This window comes from Thalassomonas sp. M1454 (genome assembly GCF_007097525.1).
GTDB lineage: Bacteria > Pseudomonadota > Gammaproteobacteria > Enterobacterales > Alteromonadaceae > Thalassotalea_A.
The window spans coordinates 1-18,553 of record NZ_VKDD01000007.1 but is presented as its reverse complement, the minus strand read 5'-3'; the positions used below and the strand labels follow the sequence as shown (position 1 = coordinate 18,553).

At 37.9% G+C, this 18,553-nt stretch carries 14 protein-coding genes; 3 read left to right on the top strand and 11 right to left on the bottom strand.

Features of this window, described 5'->3' with window-relative positions:
• Positions 1 to 37: 37 nt before the first annotated feature.
• From gnd to FNN08_RS14085, 7 genes are all read right to left on the bottom strand, one after another.
• Entirely contained in the window at positions 38 to 1,507 is a 1,470-nt protein-coding gene (gene gnd, locus FNN08_RS14115; RefSeq protein WP_143586910.1) for a decarboxylating NADP(+)-dependent phosphogluconate dehydrogenase, read from the bottom strand.
• A 124-nt stretch (positions 1,508 to 1,631) separates the two neighbouring features.
• On the bottom strand, positions 1,632 to 2,519 hold the full coding sequence (cobA, locus tag FNN08_RS14110) for a uroporphyrinogen-III C-methyltransferase (protein WP_143586908.1): 888 nt from the start codon (positions 2,517 to 2,519) through the stop codon (positions 1,632 to 1,634).
• 11 nt (positions 2,520 to 2,530) lie between these two features.
• A complete protein-coding gene (locus FNN08_RS14105) occupies positions 2,531 to 5,269 on the bottom strand; it encodes a nitrate reductase (RefSeq protein WP_143586906.1) in 2,739 nt (912 codons plus the stop codon).
• 15 nt (positions 5,270 to 5,284) lie between these two features.
• Positions 5,285 to 5,641 (bottom strand): nitrite reductase small subunit NirD, encoded by a 357-nt coding sequence (gene nirD / locus FNN08_RS14100; protein WP_143586904.1) that lies wholly within the window; start codon positions 5,639 to 5,641, stop codon positions 5,285 to 5,287.
• A 10-nt stretch (positions 5,642 to 5,651) separates the two neighbouring features.
• Entirely contained in the window at positions 5,652 to 8,192 is a 2,541-nt protein-coding gene (gene nirB, locus FNN08_RS14095; protein WP_143586902.1) for a nitrite reductase large subunit NirB, read from the bottom strand.
• A gap of 191 nt (positions 8,193 to 8,383) precedes the next feature.
• Positions 8,384 to 10,156: a bifunctional protein-serine/threonine kinase/phosphatase gene (locus tag FNN08_RS14090; RefSeq protein ID WP_143586900.1), complete on the bottom strand. Its 1,773-nt coding sequence runs from the start codon at positions 10,154 to 10,156 to the stop codon at positions 8,384 to 8,386.
• A 38-nt stretch (positions 10,157 to 10,194) separates the two neighbouring features.
• On the bottom strand, positions 10,195 to 11,664 hold the full coding sequence (locus tag FNN08_RS14085; RefSeq protein ID WP_143586898.1) for a NarK family nitrate/nitrite MFS transporter: 1,470 nt from the start codon (positions 11,662 to 11,664) through the stop codon (positions 10,195 to 10,197).
• A 250-nt stretch (positions 11,665 to 11,914) separates the two neighbouring features.
• On the opposite strand from FNN08_RS14085, the gene thpR reads away from it, so the two are divergent.
• Entirely contained in the window at positions 11,915 to 12,439 is a 525-nt protein-coding gene (thpR, locus tag FNN08_RS14080) for an RNA 2',3'-cyclic phosphodiesterase (protein WP_143586896.1), read from the top strand.
• A gap of 5 nt (positions 12,440 to 12,444) precedes the next feature.
• Here the strand turns inward: thpR and FNN08_RS14075 are convergent, their stop codons facing one another.
• Positions 12,445 to 13,005 (bottom strand): hypothetical protein, encoded by a 561-nt coding sequence (locus FNN08_RS14075; protein ID WP_143586894.1) that lies wholly within the window; start codon positions 13,003 to 13,005, stop codon positions 12,445 to 12,447.
• A gap of 261 nt (positions 13,006 to 13,266) precedes the next feature.
• On the opposite strand from FNN08_RS14075, the gene FNN08_RS14070 reads away from it, so the two are divergent.
• Positions 13,267 to 14,166 (top strand): hypothetical protein, encoded by a 900-nt coding sequence (locus FNN08_RS14070; protein WP_143586892.1) that lies wholly within the window; start codon positions 13,267 to 13,269, stop codon positions 14,164 to 14,166.
• Here FNN08_RS14070 and FNN08_RS14065 read toward each other — a convergent pair.
• Together FNN08_RS14065 and FNN08_RS14060 are read right to left on the bottom strand one after the other, a co-directional pair.
• On the bottom strand, positions 14,144 to 15,778 hold the full coding sequence (locus FNN08_RS14065; RefSeq protein WP_143586890.1) for a mechanosensitive ion channel family protein: 1,635 nt from the start codon (positions 15,776 to 15,778) through the stop codon (positions 14,144 to 14,146). The two genes, FNN08_RS14070 and FNN08_RS14065, sit on opposite strands and share 23 nt — an antisense overlap.
• Positions 15,779 to 15,905: 127 nt before the next feature.
• Positions 15,906 to 16,790: an SPFH domain-containing protein gene (locus FNN08_RS14060; RefSeq protein WP_143586888.1), complete on the bottom strand. Its 885-nt coding sequence runs from the start codon at positions 16,788 to 16,790 to the stop codon at positions 15,906 to 15,908.
• A 310-nt stretch (positions 16,791 to 17,100) separates the two neighbouring features.
• On the opposite strand from FNN08_RS14060, the gene FNN08_RS14055 reads away from it, so the two are divergent.
• Entirely contained in the window at positions 17,101 to 17,694 is a 594-nt protein-coding gene (locus tag FNN08_RS14055; protein ID WP_143586886.1) for a hypothetical protein, read from the top strand.
• A gap of 403 nt (positions 17,695 to 18,097) precedes the next feature.
• Here the strand turns inward: FNN08_RS14055 and FNN08_RS14050 are convergent.
• Positions 18,098 to 18,553 (bottom strand): EF-Tu/IF-2/RF-3 family GTPase (locus tag FNN08_RS14050; protein ID WP_260679361.1); only part of this gene is annotated, 456 nt, incomplete at its 5' end.

Genomic DNA, 18,553 nt, shown 5'->3' with positions numbered 1-18,553 from the left:
TAAACCTATAGGGGCATTGAATTAGTTATACACTTATTTAAACGTTATAAGTGGTAGAAGCAGTATCGCCACCTCTTCCTGTCCAGTTGGTGTGGAAAAATTCACCTCTTGGCTTATCAACTCGCTCATAAGTATGAGCACCAAAGTAGTCTCGTTGTGCTTGCAGTAAGTTAGCAGGTAATCTTGCCGTTCTAAAGCCGTCAAAATAAGTAAGTGCCGAACTTAAACATGGTACTGCAATACCGTTAGTTACTGCAGTACAAATTACTTTGCGCCAACCTTCTTGCGCATTAACCACAGTGTCTTGAAAATATGGGGCAAATAATAAATTAGATAACTCTGGGTCAGCGTCATAAGCATCTTTAATGTTACCTAAAAATGCTGAGCGAATAATACAACCGCCACGCCACATTAAAGCAATACCGCCATAATTGAGTTCCCATTTAAACTCTTTGGCTGCTTCTTGCATTAATACATAGCCTTGAGCATATGACACCATTTTAGCGGCTAATAATGCTTGACGTAAGTTTTCGATAAACTCAGCTTTATCGCCAGTAAACGTTATGCCTGGACCAGATATCACCTTAGATGCAGCAACACGCTGTTCTTTTTGAGCTGATATACAGCGAGCAAAAACTGAGTCCGCAATTAAGGTTAAAGGCACACCTAAATCAAGCGCAGTTACGCCAGTCCATTTACCTGTACCTTTTTGTCCCGCGGTATCAAGAATTTTTTCAACTAAAGGCTCACCATCTTCATCTTTATAAGCGAAGATATCGCGAGTGATCTCAATTAAATAACTGTCGAGTTCGGTCTTATTCCAATCGGCAAATACTTGATGAATTTCATCTGCGTTTAAGCCAAGTACATGCTTCATTAATTGATATGCTTCACAAATTAATTGCATATCGCCGTATTCGATACCGTTATGTACCATTTTTACAAAATGTCCGGCACCAGCATCACCGACCCAATCACAACATGGAACAACCGCTTCACCTTGCTCATTATCAACTTTTGCTGAAATTGATTGGAAGATATCTTTTACTGCAGGCCATGCCGCTTTTGAACCACCAGGCATAATTGAAGGACCTTTTAATGCACCTTCTTCACCACCTGATACACCCGTGCCTATATACAATAAACCTTTACTTTCTAAGTACTGAGTTCGACGATTTGAATCTGGGAAATGAGTATTACCACCATCGATAATAATATCGCCAGCGTCTAAATGAGGAATGAGTTGTTCGATAAAGTCATCAACAGGTTGCCCAGCTTTAACCATTAGCATGATTTTACGAGGTTTAGCCAGTGACTCAACTAAAGATTCGATGCTATTTGCACCTCGGATATTTTTACCAGCAGCACGACCTTGTAAAAAGTTTTCAACCTTCGCATAGCTACGATTATACGCTGTAACAGTAAAGCCTTTAGATTCCATATTAAGAACCAAGTTCTCCCCCATAACAGCTAAACCAACTAGCCCTATGTCTGATTTATCTTTCATGCCGCTTCCTTCAATTAAAATAATTAACTCGTATAGTTAATAATTTATAATCTTTGTAGGGTAAACTGCAATGATTTATCGCGATTAATAGAAATTAAATCAATATATATTAGAGTAATTAAAATTACTTAGTTATTAGCGATTGGGTTTGTTGCAGCATAACGGAGTTTATTTGTTGACGTTTATTAACCACTTCACCAACAATAATTAGCGCAGGACCTTTAAAGTCATAAAATTTCATATCTGTTTCAATATTATTTAAATCGCTGCAACAAACGAGCTGTTCAGCTAATGTGCCTTGATCTATTATGGCGATAGGCAGAGTTTCACGCATACCAAACTTAATTAAGCGTTGGCTAATTTCGGCTACTTTACTTAAGCCCATATAAAAAACTAAGGTGTCTTTTTCATTAGCAATGTTACGCCAATTAGCTTCTGCGTCTTTATCTTTAAGTGAGGCGGTAACAAAACGCACCGATTGTGCGCAATCACGATGTGTTAACGGAATACCCGCATAGGCTGCACAGCCACTGGCTGCGGTAATACCAGGTATTATCGCGAACGGAATATTATGATTAGTTAATATTTGTGTTTCTTCAGCTAAACGACCAAAAATACTGGGGTCACCACCTTTCAATCGCACCACGGTATTACCAGCTTGTGCATGGGCTAGCATCACTTTACATATTTCATCTTGATGCATACTATGCTTGCCACACTTTTTACCAACAAACTCAACTTTTGCGTGCTTAGGAAAGTACTCATACAAGTCAGGATTAACCAGCCAGTCAACCATAATTACGTCTGCAGATTGGATTATTCGATGTGCTTTCATGGTAAGTAATTCAGCATCACCACAGCCGCCACCAATCAAGAATACTTGACCTTGTTTACTACCTTTTAAGGTTGTGTTTTTGTTTAAACCATTTCTCTTATCTTTGTTTGAGAATAGATTCGAATTAAACGCACTTTTGAAAAAAGATAATGGGCTAAATATATTACTTAAGGTCATATTAGTTCTACTTAAACGGCTAAAACAGGAATGCGATTACCTTCATTCTCGGTTGATTTATTGCTATTAACATCCGATGAACCCACTTGATGCTGACTTATCAATGCACTTAATTCAGATTTACACGATCCACAATTAGTACCACAACTAAGCTTTTTCCCTAACTGTTCAACAGAGTTACAGCCTGATTTAATTGCGGCAATAATAGGCTTTTCTGCCACGCCAAAACAGCTACATATTTGCTTACCGTTGGCAAAAGCATCACTGGGTTTACCCTGTAACATGGCTGAAATCTCTTGAGCACTAACTTCCTTAGCTGAAAAAACATGCTCTAACCATTGTGGTTCGCTTTCGCTTGGCAGCGGTGAAAACACGGCTAAGCAAACTAATTTATTTTGTTCTAAACCAATGATAAAGCTCTGTTGATTTTGCGGGTCACTAAATTGCAACCACTGACTTGCCTGCACATTTTGCGCCTTACACCAAGCTAACTCATCGCTTAGCTTTTCAGTAAAAGCCAATTGCTGTGAAGTACAATATTGATTATTAGTTTTTAACCAAAAATCAGCTTGTGGCTTAACAAATTCACTATTGCAATGAAACTGCACATGTTGCTGGTAATGTTTTGATTTAATATTAACTGCGCTTTGCTTAGTTTCAGGTTGGCCTGAAATAGGGTCAACAACCGATGGATATAAATTACTAACATTAGCATGAGAGGCAAATTGTTTATTCCAATGTATCGGTAAAAATACCTGTCCTTGGCGTATATTATCTGAAATATCCACGCCAACAATCACTTCGCCTGTGTTTGAGTTAACCGCGACTAAGTCACCTGCTTGCACGCCATAAACCGAGGCATCTGTTGGGTTTATCGATAATAATGGTTTTGCAGTATGTTGGTTTAACTTGCCAGCTTTTGATGTACGAGTCATGGTGTGCCATTGATCGCGTATACGGCCGCTATTAAGCAGTAATGGAAATTGCTTACAAGTTTGTTGTTTCGGTAATTGTGGGCTTATCGCAATAAAATTTGCTTTACCAGAAGCAGTAGCAAACTTTTTATCAGCAAACACCCTTGCACAACCTTCTGGATAGTTCGAATTTATCGGCCATTGCACTGGTTTTAGTGCATCATACTCACTTGTGCTTAATGTTGATAAAGCTGATATATCAAATACTCGTTGGCCATTATTTTTATAGCCAGATAAAGCTGCATGTTCAGAAAATATTTCACTTGGGTGCGTATAATTAAAACCTGAAAAGCCCATTTTAGTGGCAACATCACAGATGATTTGCCAATCATGTTTAGCTTCACCACAAGGTTTTACTATACCTCGCTGTCTTGAAATACGTCGCTCTGAATTGGTTACGGTACCGTTTTTTTCAAGCCATGATGTGGCAGGTAGTTTTACCTTAGCAAAGTCGAGCGTGTCATTGTTAGCAACACAATCGGATACCACAACTAAATCACATTGCGATAATGCACTAGCGATTTCATTTCGGTTTGGCAAGCTCACCATTGGATTGGTCGCCATGATCCAAACCGCTTTTATCTCACCTGATTTAATTTTGTCGAACAGCTCGACGGCTTGAGAACCATTTCCACTGGCCATGGTAGGAGACTGCCAAAATGTTTGTACAATGTCTCTATGCTCACTATTGGTTATATCCATATGAGCCGCTAACTGATTAGCTAATCCACCAACTTCACGACCGCCCATAGCATTAGGTTGGCCGGTAATAGAAAATGGACCACAACCTGCTTTAGCAATTTTACCGCTTGCTAAATGACAGTTAATAATGGCATTACATTTATCTACACCAGAGCTCGATTGATTAATGCCCATCGAATAAAAACTAATCGCGGTTTTACTACTGGCAAATAACTGATAAACCTGAGTTAACTGCTTAGCATCTAACTCACAATATTGAGCTGTGGTTGTCACATCCCATTTAGCACAAGCAGCGAGTGTTTGCTCAAAACCTTGGCTATGCTTTGCAATAAATTCGTTATCAAGTGCATTGTTGGCATTGAGGTAATGCAATAAGCCATTAAAAAATGCGCCATCGGTTCCTGGTTTTATTGCTAAATAATGCTCAGCTATTTCTGCCGTTGCCGTACGACGTGGATCAATAACCACAACCTGCATTTGCGGGTTAAGCTGCTTAGCTCGTTCAATACGTTGGAATAACACCGGATGCGCCCAAGCAGCATTAGAGCCAACAATAAAAAGTACATCCGTTTGTTCTAAATCTTGATAATTACAAGGGACGACATCTTCACCAAAAGCACGCTTATAGCCAGCAACCGCCGATGACATACATAACCTTGAGTTAGTATCTATATTGCCAGAGCCTATATAACCTTTCATCAGCTTGTTGGCAACGTAATAATCTTCCGTTAATAACTGCCCTGAAACATAAAAGGCAACCGCATCACTGCCATGCTCGGCGATAATGTCTTTGAACTGCTCAGCCACATAATTTGTAGCCGTTGGCCAATCAACTTGCTCACCATTAATTTCTGGCTGCGTTAAGCGATTATCATCACTTTGAGTTGCCAATAAGTTAGTGCCTTTGATACATAAACGGCCATGATTAGCCGGGTGCTCTGGTGTACCCGATATTGCTGTAGCCACATTATTTTGCAAGCTAATATCAACCCCGCACCCCACACCGCAATAGGCACAAGTGCTTTGTTTTATTAAGGTAGTATGTTTATGCTGTAATGGCTGAGCTAATGTCATAAATTTTGCCAACTATTAAACAAATAGCTGTACTTCTCCAGATTGCACTCGAACAAGATATACAGGAACATTGCTTGCTTCATCTTGTAAGCATTGGCCAGTTAGTAATGAAAAATGTTGCTTGTATAAAGGCGATGCAACAACGGGCTCATCATTAATACTGCCAACAATACCTCGGTAGATCACATTAGCTTTGCCAATAGGATCAAAGTTGCCAACAGCAAAAAGTTTTTGCTCTGCTTTTTCTAAATGAAATATAGCAATCTGTTGATCATTAATTAATGCACAAACACCTGCATCTTTTACTAGGTCTTGTTCACTACACACTTTTATCCAGTTTTTATCTGCTTGTTTGTCGTTAGTAAATTCCATGATGCTCTCCTTAAGATGGGTCAAAAATTACTGGGATACGCTCTTCTTCTCGCGCCGGACGAATTTGTTCACGCTCGGTAACGAATTGAATATTGCTATCGCTATCATCACTATTTACAAATGATTTGAATCGTTTCATTGCCTCTGGATCGGCCAATGTAGTTTTCCACTCACATTGATACGAATCGGCAATTACTTTCATTTGGTTTTCTAATTCGCCTGCAAGCTCAAGAGAGTCATCAATAATTACCTTTTGTAAATACTCTAAACCACCTTCTAAGCTCTCTAACCATACCGAGGTACGTTGTAAACGGTCTGCCGTTTTTACATAAAACATTAATACGCGGTCGATGTATTGAATTAAGGTGGCATCATCAAGGTCAGTGGCAAACAAATCACCATGGCGAGGACGCATACCGCCATTACCACAGACATATAAGTTCCAACCATTTTCGGTAGCAATCACACCTATGTCTTTACTTTGTGCTTCGGCACATTCACGGGTACAGCCAGATACAGCAAATTTAATTTTATGAGGAGAGCGTAAGCCCTTGTAGCGATTCTCTAGGTATAAGGCCATAGATAAACTATCTTTAACGCCAAAGCGACACCAAGTTTCACCAACACAAGATTTTACCGTACGCAGAGATTTACCATAGGCATGGCCAGTTTCAAAACCAGCATCGATCAGCTCTTGCCAAATAAGTGGTAATTGCTCAACTCGTGCGCCAAACATATCAATACGTTGGCCACCTGTGATCTTGGTATAAAGCGCATATTTTTTAGCGACTTCACCAATCACAATAAGTTTTTCTGGGGTTATTTCACCACCTGGAATACGTGGTACAACTGAGTAGGTACCATCTTTTTGCAAGTTAGCTAAGAAATTATCGTTCGAGTCTTGTAGCGGCAGGTGCAGTTTTTCTAAAATATATTCGTTATATACAGACGCTAAAATTGACGCCGTAGTTGGCTTACAAATTTCACAACCTAAACCAGAGCCATGTTTATCAAGTAATTCGTCAAAGGTTTTAATTTTTTCAACTTTGATCAAATCGAATAATTCTCGACGAGAATAAGCAAAGTGCTCACACATGTCTTTTTTAACTTCAACACCACGGTTTTCTAGCTCAGTTTCAAAGACATCTTTAAGTAATGCCGAGCAACCTCCACAACCGGTACTAGCTTTAGTACAAGACTTAAGTGCAGGTAAATCGGTAGCGCCAGCATCAACACTCGCAATAATGTCGCCTTTAGTCACATTATGACAAGAACAGATCATTGCGGAATCTGGCAATGAATCTGCGCCTAATGTTGGTTTATCACCACCCATAGGCAAGATTAATGACTCAGGTGTTTCAGGTAAATCAATGCCATTAAGCATGTACTGTAAAAGACTGTCGTATTCACTGGTATCACCAATTAATACCGCACCAAGTAATTTGCTTTTATCACTCGATACCACAATCTTTTTATATACACCTTCTGGTTGATTTTCGTAAGTGTAAGTTAATGAACCGGCGGTTTTACCGTGGGCATCGCCAATAGAGCCTACTTCAACGCCCATCAGTTTTAACTTAGTACTCATGTCGGCGCCAGTAAATGACTCACTTTCACCGCAAATATGTTTAGCGGCAACTTTTGCCATGGCATAACCAGGGGCAACAAGACCAAAAATAAAATTATTCCATAAAGCACATTCACCAATTGCGTATATATCGGCATCTGATGTTTGACATTGGTTATTAATGGTTATACCGCCACGCTCACCTATTTCTAAATCAAACTCGCGTGCTAAGTTATCGTAAGGACGAATACCGGCAGAGAATAATATTAAATCAGTTTCTAAAACAGTGTCATCACTAAAGCACAACTTATAACGACATTGCTCGCCATCTTCGATTACGTTCGTTGCTTTGGAGGTGTGTACTTGCACGCCAAGATCTTCAATTTTATTGCGCAGTACCGCACCACCGCCAGCATCAACTTGCACGCCCATAAGTTGCGGAGCAAACTCAACAACATGAGTTTCTAACCCTAACTCCTTTATTGCATTTGCCGCTTCTAAGCCTAATAAACCACCACCAATTACCACGCCAACCTTGCTCGATTTGGCACTATTTTCAATGGCGTGTAAGTCTTCAATTGTGCGATACACTAGACAGTGATCACGGTCTTTACCCGGGATAGGTGGAACGAAAGGATAAGAGCCTGTTGCTAGGACTAACTTGTCATAGCCAAACTCTTCGCCTGTAGCTGTAACTACTTTTTTATTGGCTTTATCTATATTAACTACTTTTGCATTAGTGCGAAAATCTACGCCCCATGCTTCATAAGTAGCCACATCAGTCATGGCCAAGTCATCAGCAGTTTTACCAGTAAAAAATTCTGAAAGGTGTACACGGTCATAAGCTAAACGAGATTCAGCAGAGAGCACCGTAATTTGGTAGTCATTATCTTTATAAAGCTGTTCAACAAAGTGATGACCAACCATACCATTACCGACAACAACAATATTTTGTTTGGCTTGAATTTGGATCTGTGCGCTCATGCTTATTTTCCTAGTACATAAATTCGCTTTTTAGCGAATACTGTTTAATTAACGAAATATAAAGTTATATGAGCAAGCACAATGCCAACAAATAAAAGTCAACGATAACAAGAGATTAAGTTTTATGTTAACTATTAGATAAGTAGATTTGCACTAGCTTGAACAAGTTCCTGCCCTAAAAAAGTGCGCAATTAAACAGCAACTGAAATGAGTAAAGATATAAATAAAATGAATGACATACCCTGCCAAAATTTGACAGGATTGCGCTGTAAAATAGGTTGCTTCTTGTATTCTTCTACAGCGGTTAAATTAGGCTTTTCAAGATCGGCGGCTAATTCAGAAAACGCTTGATAACGTAATTTAGGATCAGGGTGAGTGCATTGTTGTAAGCTTAAATCTAGCCAAATAGGTAAGTCAGGGCGAAATTGCTTTATGCTGCGATATTGCCAATCACTATATTGAGTTTGAGTTACTCTAGTTTGTTGCATTGGCTTAAACGGTAATTCGCCGCTCAGCATTTCATAACAAATAACCCCTAGTGAAAATATATCACTAAGATTAGTAGCGGTTAAACTTAGCAGGGTTTCTGGGGCAATATAGTTTAACGTACCTTGCGGCACAGTTTCTTCTATAACATCATTATTTTCATCAAGTGAAGCAATAAGAGCAGTGCCATAATCGATCAGCTTAATATGACCAAAACGGTCAATCATTATATTGTCTGGTTTTAAGTCTCTATGGACTAACTCTAAACGCTGAAAGGTACGCAGTGCAGCAATAACCTGACTAATAATATCCCGCACTTGTGCAATACTTGGTTTAGGGTGATCATGCATCCACTGAGTCAATGTTTGACCTTCAATATACTCACATACATGATACAAAAAACGACTGTCTTTTTGGTCACTTTTAACCTGCATCACATTACTGTGATTAATTCGCTCGCCTACCCATGCTTCACGCATAAAACCTTGTAGGTAAATAGGATCCTCGGCAAAGTTTTGCGAAGGCACTTTTAAAACGACTGGGCTTGTATCACCTTCATATTCAGCCAAATATAAATGCGAGCGATGACTGGCATGGATCACTTTAACTATTTTATAACCGTCTAGTTTATTACCTACGTTTAACGCAGGAGGAATACGCCGACTGAGTAAGTTACGCTCTATTTCTTCAGACTTACGATTAGGCGTGTTATTAACATAAACGAGTACACAACTTACATTGTCATCGCTGCCTTGCTTAATGGCTTGCTCTGTTAACTGTTTACTTAACCGCTCTAAGTCTTGTGAGCTAGGTGGTTTTGCTAATGTTGCGAGTTGTTCTTGTAAGTATTTAGCTGATAAATAATCATGAACACCGTCGCAGGTAAGTAAAAAAATATCACCAGGGCTTATATCTACTTGATGAACATCGACTTGCAGCCTAGGATCTGCGCCAAGAGCTCGAGTAAGGATGGCATTATTAACCCCTTGCTTACGATTATGATCATTAGTGATCGTTTCTATGCGGTTATTTTTATATACGCTAATACGGGTATCACCAAGGTGAAATAAGTAACCTGTAGATGATTTGATCACAAGCGCAGAAAATGTCGTTAACCATTGTTGAGCAAGGCCGCTATTTGCATCGGTTTGTGAATATAACCACGAATTCAAACTAGTTAAAACTTTTGCTGCTGATTTACGTGTCGACCAAGTTTGCGGGGTTGAGTAGTACTGTTCAATAAACTGAGTAACGGCAAGTTGTGCAGCTTCTGCAGCTTTAGTTGCACTTGATACGCCATCAGCTATTGCAATAATAGCGCCTTTTGCTTTTAAGTCGCTACCCTTAGGTTCAAAGGCAGCAAACGCATCTTGGTTTTGCGATTTTACGCCAGCACTAGAGTAACCACCAAAATGCAGTTGCAACTGGGCAACTACATTTTGGTCTTTAATGACGTTAATAACTTCATTAACTGACATATATTACTCTGCAAGTACTAACATAAAATTGTTCTATCTTAGGTAACGCTAATAAGCTCAATTGAACCATCTTCTTTTACTTCAGTTATTGTGCCTTGTGGCTCTTCCATAAACAATAAAGTAATAAAGCCAACAACTGCCGTAGCGGCAATAACTAAGAAGAACTGCTGATAACTAACCATTGAAAGTACAGTTAAATACACTACCGCACCAACATTACCATAAGCGCCTGTCATACCCGCGATTTGCCCAGTTAAACGGCGTTTAATTAAAGGCACTGCAGCAAAAACCGCGCCTTCTCCGGCTTGTACAAAGAACGAACATGCCATGGCAGCAATAACGGCTAAGACTAGTGGCCAACTGCTATCAATTGCCGACATAGTTAAATAACCAGCGGCTAAGCCTGCAGTTAAAATAAGTAATGTTTTCTTACGTCCAAATTTATCACTGATCCAGCCACCGCCCGGACGAGACATTAAATTCATAAAGGCATAAAGTGATGCTAATAAACCTGCATAAACCATATCTAAGCTAAATACGTCAGCAAAGAATAAAGGCAACATTGATACAACGGCTAATTCAGAGCCGAACGTTGCAAAATATAAAACATTTAAAATCGCCACTTGCTTAAATTTATACTGATGGATTTCTGCAACTGGTTGTTTAAATACATGACCATTAACTTTATAAGTCTGCTTTACTTCAAAAAGAAATAACAATACCAAAGCAATATAAGCGATAATTGAAGTTTGCTCTGAAAATAAACTCACACCGTTTGGTGATAACTTCCAAGTAAGTAATGCTAATGCACCATACATTGGTAGTTTCATTATCAATAACAACCAAAAGTCATTTTTACTAGTAACTTCCATCGCACCAGTTTGTTTTGGTTTGAAGTACGTTGAGCCCTTAGGCGTATCATCAACATTAAAATACCAAATAACACTAAAGGTTAAGCTCATTAAACCGGTTAAGGCAATGGCATATCGCCAACCATCTTCTCCGCCAAATAAAAGCGCGATAGCAGGTAAAGTCATGGCTCCAGCTGCTGAACCAAAGTTACCCCAACCGCCATATATACCTTCAGCGGTGCCTAATTCATTAGCTGGAAACCATTCACTAACCATACGAATACCAATAACAAATCCAGCACCTATAAAGCCTAGTAAGAATCGAGATATTGCGGCTTGCTCGAATGAATCAGCGGCAGCAAACATAAAACAAGGGATACTAGACAGAGAAAGTACCCATGTGTATGTGAGTTTTGGTCCGTAGCGATCGGTCAGCATGCCAATAATTACCCGGGCTGGGATAGTTAGTGCCACATTGAGAATTAACAAGGTTTTAATTTCACTAGCAGTTAAGCCTAAACTATCACCAATGACTGCCAATAATGGGGCATGGTTAAACCATACAACAAAGGTGATGAAAAATGCCATCCAACTCAAATGAAGAGTTTTCATTTTACCGGTAAAGGACCAAAGCTTAATTCCTGCTTGCTCACTCATAATTACTCCAAAAGTTAATAAATCTAAAACTGATGGAGATAGTGCAAAGCGAATGCCAATAAAAAAACTAATTTATTTCATTTTAAATCAGCAACTTAAAGATTTACCTAAATAACACTTCGAGATGTAATTGCTCTTGAAATGAACTAATGCACACTTTAAGTGCGTTTTAATAAATTAATTAAAACACTTAGATTTAAACTATATTTGATGCCATGATGAAACAAAGTAGATAGGTGCATGTGACAAAATGAAAAGATTATTTATTGGCTTAAGTATCGCTAAGCAGCAAAGAGAACAAATAGCTCAATGGCGACAGCAAGCTTTATCAGATAACTCTGGTGAGCTATTTAAAAGTGTAGATAAAGATAATTTTCACATTACCTTGAGTTTTATCGGCTCTATATCAGCAGATAAAATTACGCCATTAATTGCTGCAATGAATAAAACCTTAAAACCGAAATGTTCTATCGATTTAAATCGACTCGATTGCTGGCCTAAACCCAAAGTGCTATTTCTTCATGCCTCATCAGTTCAGGAAAACCTTCTTACCCTAGCAACGAATATTATTGAAACGGTAAAACATAATAATATTCATCAAGAAGATAGACCCTATATACCTCACCTAACCTTATGCAGAAAAGCAAAGCACGCCCCAATAATTACTGAGGCGTTTAACTTTAAATTAGATTTTCAGCAATGCCACTTATATGAATCGATTTCTTCTAATCAAGGAGTGCAGTACAAGATCATTCATACTTGGCCGTTAAATTAAGATACTTAATTAATCGCTCTAGTATTTTTGAAAAACACTTTAAACTGGCGAATAATAAAGTGCACACAGTGGTACACGATTGCAGATCCAATAGCGATTATTGTCGCAAAGATAGTTGGCAATACGGCACCAAATACTATTGACATACTTAGGATAAAACCAAGTATATATTCTTCCCTATAAACTTTAAAAAATAATGCAATAACTAATATTCCCGGAAACATAACGGATGAAATTTCAGTATTTCCGGTAGCAAAAGCAATAGACATTCCCGCCCCATACAAAAGCGCTAAACCAAAACCAACAAGCCTATTTGTTGGATATTTAATTTCTTGATCGCTTTTAGTTAAAGTTTGCTTATGCACTCGTTCAAGCAACAGCCACGATAAAGCAGGCAAAACTAGCAATCCCCACCAATTAGAAATAGCAGGATAATCAGCATTATGCAGTAAATGATGGCTAGGAACTCCATTATGAAAATATTGCCACATAAGTAGTGCCAACATAATTAAAGTTATTGTGCCGGTAAAATAAATTTTAATTTTTGTAAGTTGTTGTTCAGTCATGCTGATATCCAGTTTGTATTTTTAATATGACATAGATAGCAAGTTGCGTACCAACTAAAGCATGGCGGTTTTACTAGGCTCTAGCGACTATATAATATTACGATTGGTTTCTATCACTAAATACTGATGGAATTGACTAAAAACAGCTTATAAAGCATTAAAGAAAATATGAGGAAAGAAGAAGTATTTAAGAAATAGTAATGTCGACAACAAAAAGGTAAAATCAAACAACTTATTAGCGTTTATCTTCACTATCAAACCATGCCTATTTTTATTAATTTATTATTATCAGCAATACGCCCTATCACCTTTTTCTTACCATGTGCGGCCGTGATTTTAGGGGCAGGATTGGCGGCCTTTAATGGCGTTGTTGATGGCGGCTTATTTATCTCATTGCTCATTCTAACGATAGTAGGGCAAGTAACGTTTAATTTAGCTAATGACTATCAAAGAGCATTTATTACGGCTGCACAAAAAGCCAAAATAAAGGCAAATAGCGAAATACTATATAAAACTCGCAAACAGATGCTACAACTTATTTTAGGTTGTTTTTTAACAATGATATTTAGTTTAGGTTTGTTAAGTTTTGCGGCAATTAACGGCTCAGGTATCGCGTTACTAATTATTGCGTTTTACGCATTTTTAATGCTTAGCGTATTAAGACAAAAAAGTAAAAAAGCTAAACCTTTATACGCTAAATTAACCATAGTAAACGCATTAGTCTATGCAACATTAAGTGCAGTAATTCCGTTAACTCTGACTTATTATTTGCATACAGCTCAGCTACCTATAGATGTAGTTATAGTTGCAATAATAGCAGGCCTAGTGAGCTTAATGCTTTTACTCAGCGAGCAAATAAAAGAGCAAATAATTGCACATACCCCTGTTGTAGCAGAACAAATGCCAAAGCAAATAAGCACACAATTACTGCAGCAAAAAGTAATTATTATTATTAGCGCCATAGCGACTTTATTGTTTATTTATTTTGCCTACTTACCATTAACTGCAGGCCTATTCATCATGGCCTTACCTTCATTATATGCGACAATCATGACTTTAGAGCACTACCCTGAAAGTGATGTAGCGCAAAGCCAAACAACAAAAACGGCCATTGCAGGCTTTGCCTATTGGGTGCTATTTACAATTGGTTTAATGCTTTAGCACTGGCTTGATCAATTGAAATATTTTGTTGAGGTATTGCCAGTTCAATACCTAACTCAGCGAGGAGCTCTAAAAGCTGTAAATTTAGTTTTTCCTCTAGCTCTTTATATTTAATACGCCCACCAGTATTAAAGTAGACATTGATAACAATAATAAAAGCATCTTCGCCAATCTCTTCTAAGCGAGCATAGCGCTCTAACTCGATAATATTTGGGTGTTGCTCTAATAAGTCTCGCATCCTAACAAGTAATTGCTTAAGTTTATCAAGAGGTGTTTCTAAACGAATTCGTAATCGTTTTTCATATTGACGATTATCTATTTCAGTAATATTTTCTAAATCCATCGACGCGATTACTGAATTTGGTACATGTACAACTGCACGATTTAATTTTCTTATTTTAGTAGAGCGCAAGCCAATTTCCTCAACTCTGCCACGCGTTGAGCCAAACTTACACATATCACCTGGCTTAATAGGCCGAGCGATAAACAAAGTAAAAGCGCCGAATACATTTTCTAAAGATTTTTGCGCCGCTAAAGCAACCGCTAAACTGCCGATACCTAAGCCTGTGACAATGGTGGTAATGTTAAACCCTGCATCCGAGAACCAATTAAGTATGATGATTATCACCATAATAATTTTTAAGGTTGTTACTAATGGCTTGAGGATGGCAATAACATTTTGACTCTGATCAGCCTTACTAACATACAATGCAAAGGTAAATTCAATAATACCTAAGGTCAAAAACATAGAAGCTAAATAACTTAGTGTACCGCTATCAAGCCAAACTCTAGCGGTAAGTGATAAACCAAGGTAACCAACGGCCCATTGCAATAGAATAAAAAATAGAAACAAGCGCAGAGGAACTCTGATAAAGCGGCGCATGGTTTTACTATAAACATCTGAATAGGATACTAGTTGCAGCATCAGCCAACGAAAGATTGCCGTTGCATACCAACTACCAAATAAAATTAAAATAAAACTGACGAACTGCCAGTTTTGCATATCTGCAATAGTAAATTCAGGTAAATATCTTGCTATAGATTCAGCTATAGGATGGTAACCAAACTCTTGCCAAAGAGCAGGTATTTTAGCCGTGCTGTTGCTCGATATCTTCCACGTTTTATTACCATTAGCATCTGTAATGCGTTGTAAATATATGGGGAGGTTTTCACCATTAGATTTTAATACACCGAGTAAATCTCGATATTTAGGCAAACCATCATCTAAATGACCTTCGGGTTGATCGCTTATGGTTGAGATATCAAGCATACGCTGTTGACCCCAAACAATTACAAGTTGCCTAACAAGCTCCTCTGCAGGTATGTTTTGATGCTCCGGGGGTAAGTACCTTAAATCTAGAAACTGACTCGCTTTAACATAGTCGTTATTATTAACAGCATCCGCTAAAGCAAGTAAAGTGGATAAAGGTGTACTGCCAACCACAGTGTTAGCTCTTTGCTGCAATTGAGCTTGAGCAACAGCCTCTTTCGCGCTTTCTTCTCGTTCCTTTACTTGCTTTAGAGTTAGCTCTTGAGAATAAGCACTAAGACTTAGTAGAGTAATGATTAGTAATGTTAGAGGTTTTAATAAGATTAAAAATTGTCTCAGCATTTATCACCTAGTAATTATTATTAGACTATCCACACAGCATTGTGGAACTAACCTAAGTATAGATAACTATTTCAGAAACAAAAAAAGAGCGCCTAAGCGCTCTTTTAATGTGCCAATAATTTACTGATTAATTTTTATTACGAATAGATTTAGTATCCATAATCATACTCATGTTTTGCATATTTGCAGGGATCACGACAACACCACCATCATTTTCGGCAAACGTTTTTAAGGCATCATTCAGCTCGTGTTGCAAATACTCAGGAGTAAGTGATGAATTGATAATCGCATTAGCCTCGGCTATACCCCTTGCCCTTGCTATTTCAATTTCAGCATCTTTAGCTGCAATCTCAACCTCAACTTTCTTGGCCTCTAGTGTTTTTTGGGCTTGGACAGCTTTTTGAATTGCAGCTTCAATTGTCGGGTCCGTATTCAACGCTCTTATTGCAACTCTGGTAATAGTGAATAAACCAGGATCTTTATCATCAAGCTTTAATTGCAATTCTGTTGCTATACCTAAGCGCAATTCATCGCGGTTTCGGTGTAAATCTAAAGAATCAATTTTTGTTACTTCTTCATAAATAACATCTCTGCCTTCACGATAAACAATCGCATAGGCAGGGAGTAATGCATCATCACCTTCAGCATAAGATGATGCATATTTAACCATTGTCTCGGCCATAAAGTTAGGTGAAACTTTATAGTAAATACTAATGTCTAAATCTTGTAATCTAAGATTATCTCTGGCTTTAGGGCGTAAATCGTTAAAATCTATGGCAATTTCTTTTGCTGAGAATTCATATGACCTAGTTAAAAAAGGTAATTTCCAATTTAACCCAGCCGATACTTCTTCCATATCAACTGTGCCCAGTGTTTTCTTTACAGCAACATGACCAGTATCAATGACAAACCAACTGCTATATATCAGCACAAATAGAAATAGCGATGTAATAACTCCGAGAACTGAAGGAAACTTCATATTTGAGCTTACTGTAGGTGAATTCAATTTCATTTTAATCCTAATTTTTTATTATTGATATAACTACTTTATAACATAAATTAAAAATTAATTTGATTACAATTCATATTATTGAGACACATTGACAATAATATATCAGCAAAAAATAGTGTCTGATAAATCATGTTGCTTTCTCATTTTCACCACAAGTATTAATTGTTGATACCTTTGGTATATTTTTATACTACCTTTCTTATCTTAGTATCACCTGCAAACTTATTAACATAATCTTTTCTTCGGCAATTTAGAGATATGTCTGGTTAGTTATGAGTCTTGAGCACAATAAAATATAGAGGGAAATACAATGAAAAGATTAATTTTAATTATGGTTTCAATGATAATAGCATCTGGTTGTACTACTACAGAGTTATGGGATGAAGACTCTCGCTTTGAGACTGTGCATTCATTGAGTCTAGAAAAAACAAAAAAAATATTACTAGTTAAAACTTATAAAAATATTTATCAGTTCTATATCAGTGACAAAGACCGCGACCTTGTTCAGTTATTTGACAACTCAAAAAAACACAATATGAAAATAAGAAGCCTCACATGGAATGAACAAGGCAGTAGTGTAGCTACTACTTTTGAAATAATGATTCCTACTATTAAACAAGAACAACTTCAAGAAAGTACGATTTCAGAGACAACTTATTCAACGATATATGAAAGTGAAATGGTTGCTCTTAAAGGTAAGCGTGTATCACAAGAGGAAATATCAAAAGGGAAATATGAGGAAATTAGTCAAAATTTTCAAATTAGTATAAAAGAAGAGTCAACGGCTATAGGTACTGCAGGTAAGGTAGTGGCAACACCTGTAACCTTAGCCATAGACACAGTTGGCGCTGTAGTGGGATTTATATTATTTCTGCCTCTAATGATTATTACGGGTATGCACTAACAAATTAAGGTGAATGCATGCGCTCGTAACTAATTTTTAGACTTACACCTTTGACATAAGTGAATTAGATATAAACATACTCGGACAGCAAAATGAGTTGCAATACAGTCTTGAAAAGCGGCTTAAAATTAGATCTGATGGTATTGGACGGGACCTCCCAATTTGACAGCGTGCTTACTATATTTCAGACGATTAATTGTCTGTACGGCTCTAGAAAATTATAAATGATTTTTCTTAAACCCTGAGGGTTTAAGCGAATCACTAAAAACTGTCCATTAGCACACTTTTTTAAGTGATTCGTCATCTCGCTCATATTAAGAGCAGCCGTGAAGCTGACCGTAAAAACAAAAAGAGCGCCGAAGCGCTCTTTTTTAGTTTGTGCTATTGCTAGCTAAAACATCGATTAGTCGATGATTTTAGATACAACACCAGCACCAACTGTACGGCCACCTTCACGGATAGCGAAGCGTAAACCTTCTTCCATCGCGATTGGGTTGATTAGCTCAACAACAAACTTAAGGTTGTCGCCAGGCATTACCATTTCTACACCTTCAGGAAGCTCTACAGCACCTGTGATATCTGTTGTACGGAAGTAGAACTGTGGACGGTAACCTTTGAAGAATGGAGTATGACGACCACCTTCATCTTTACTTAACACGTATACTTCTGATTCGAATTTAGTGTGTGGGTTAACTGAACCAGGCTTACATAATACTTGACCACGTTGTACGTCTTCACGCTTAGTACCACGTAATAATACACCACAGTTCTCACCAGCACGACCTTCGTCAAGAAGCTTACGGAACATCTCAACACCAGTACAAGTAGTAGTAGTTGTGTCTTTGATACCTACGATAGC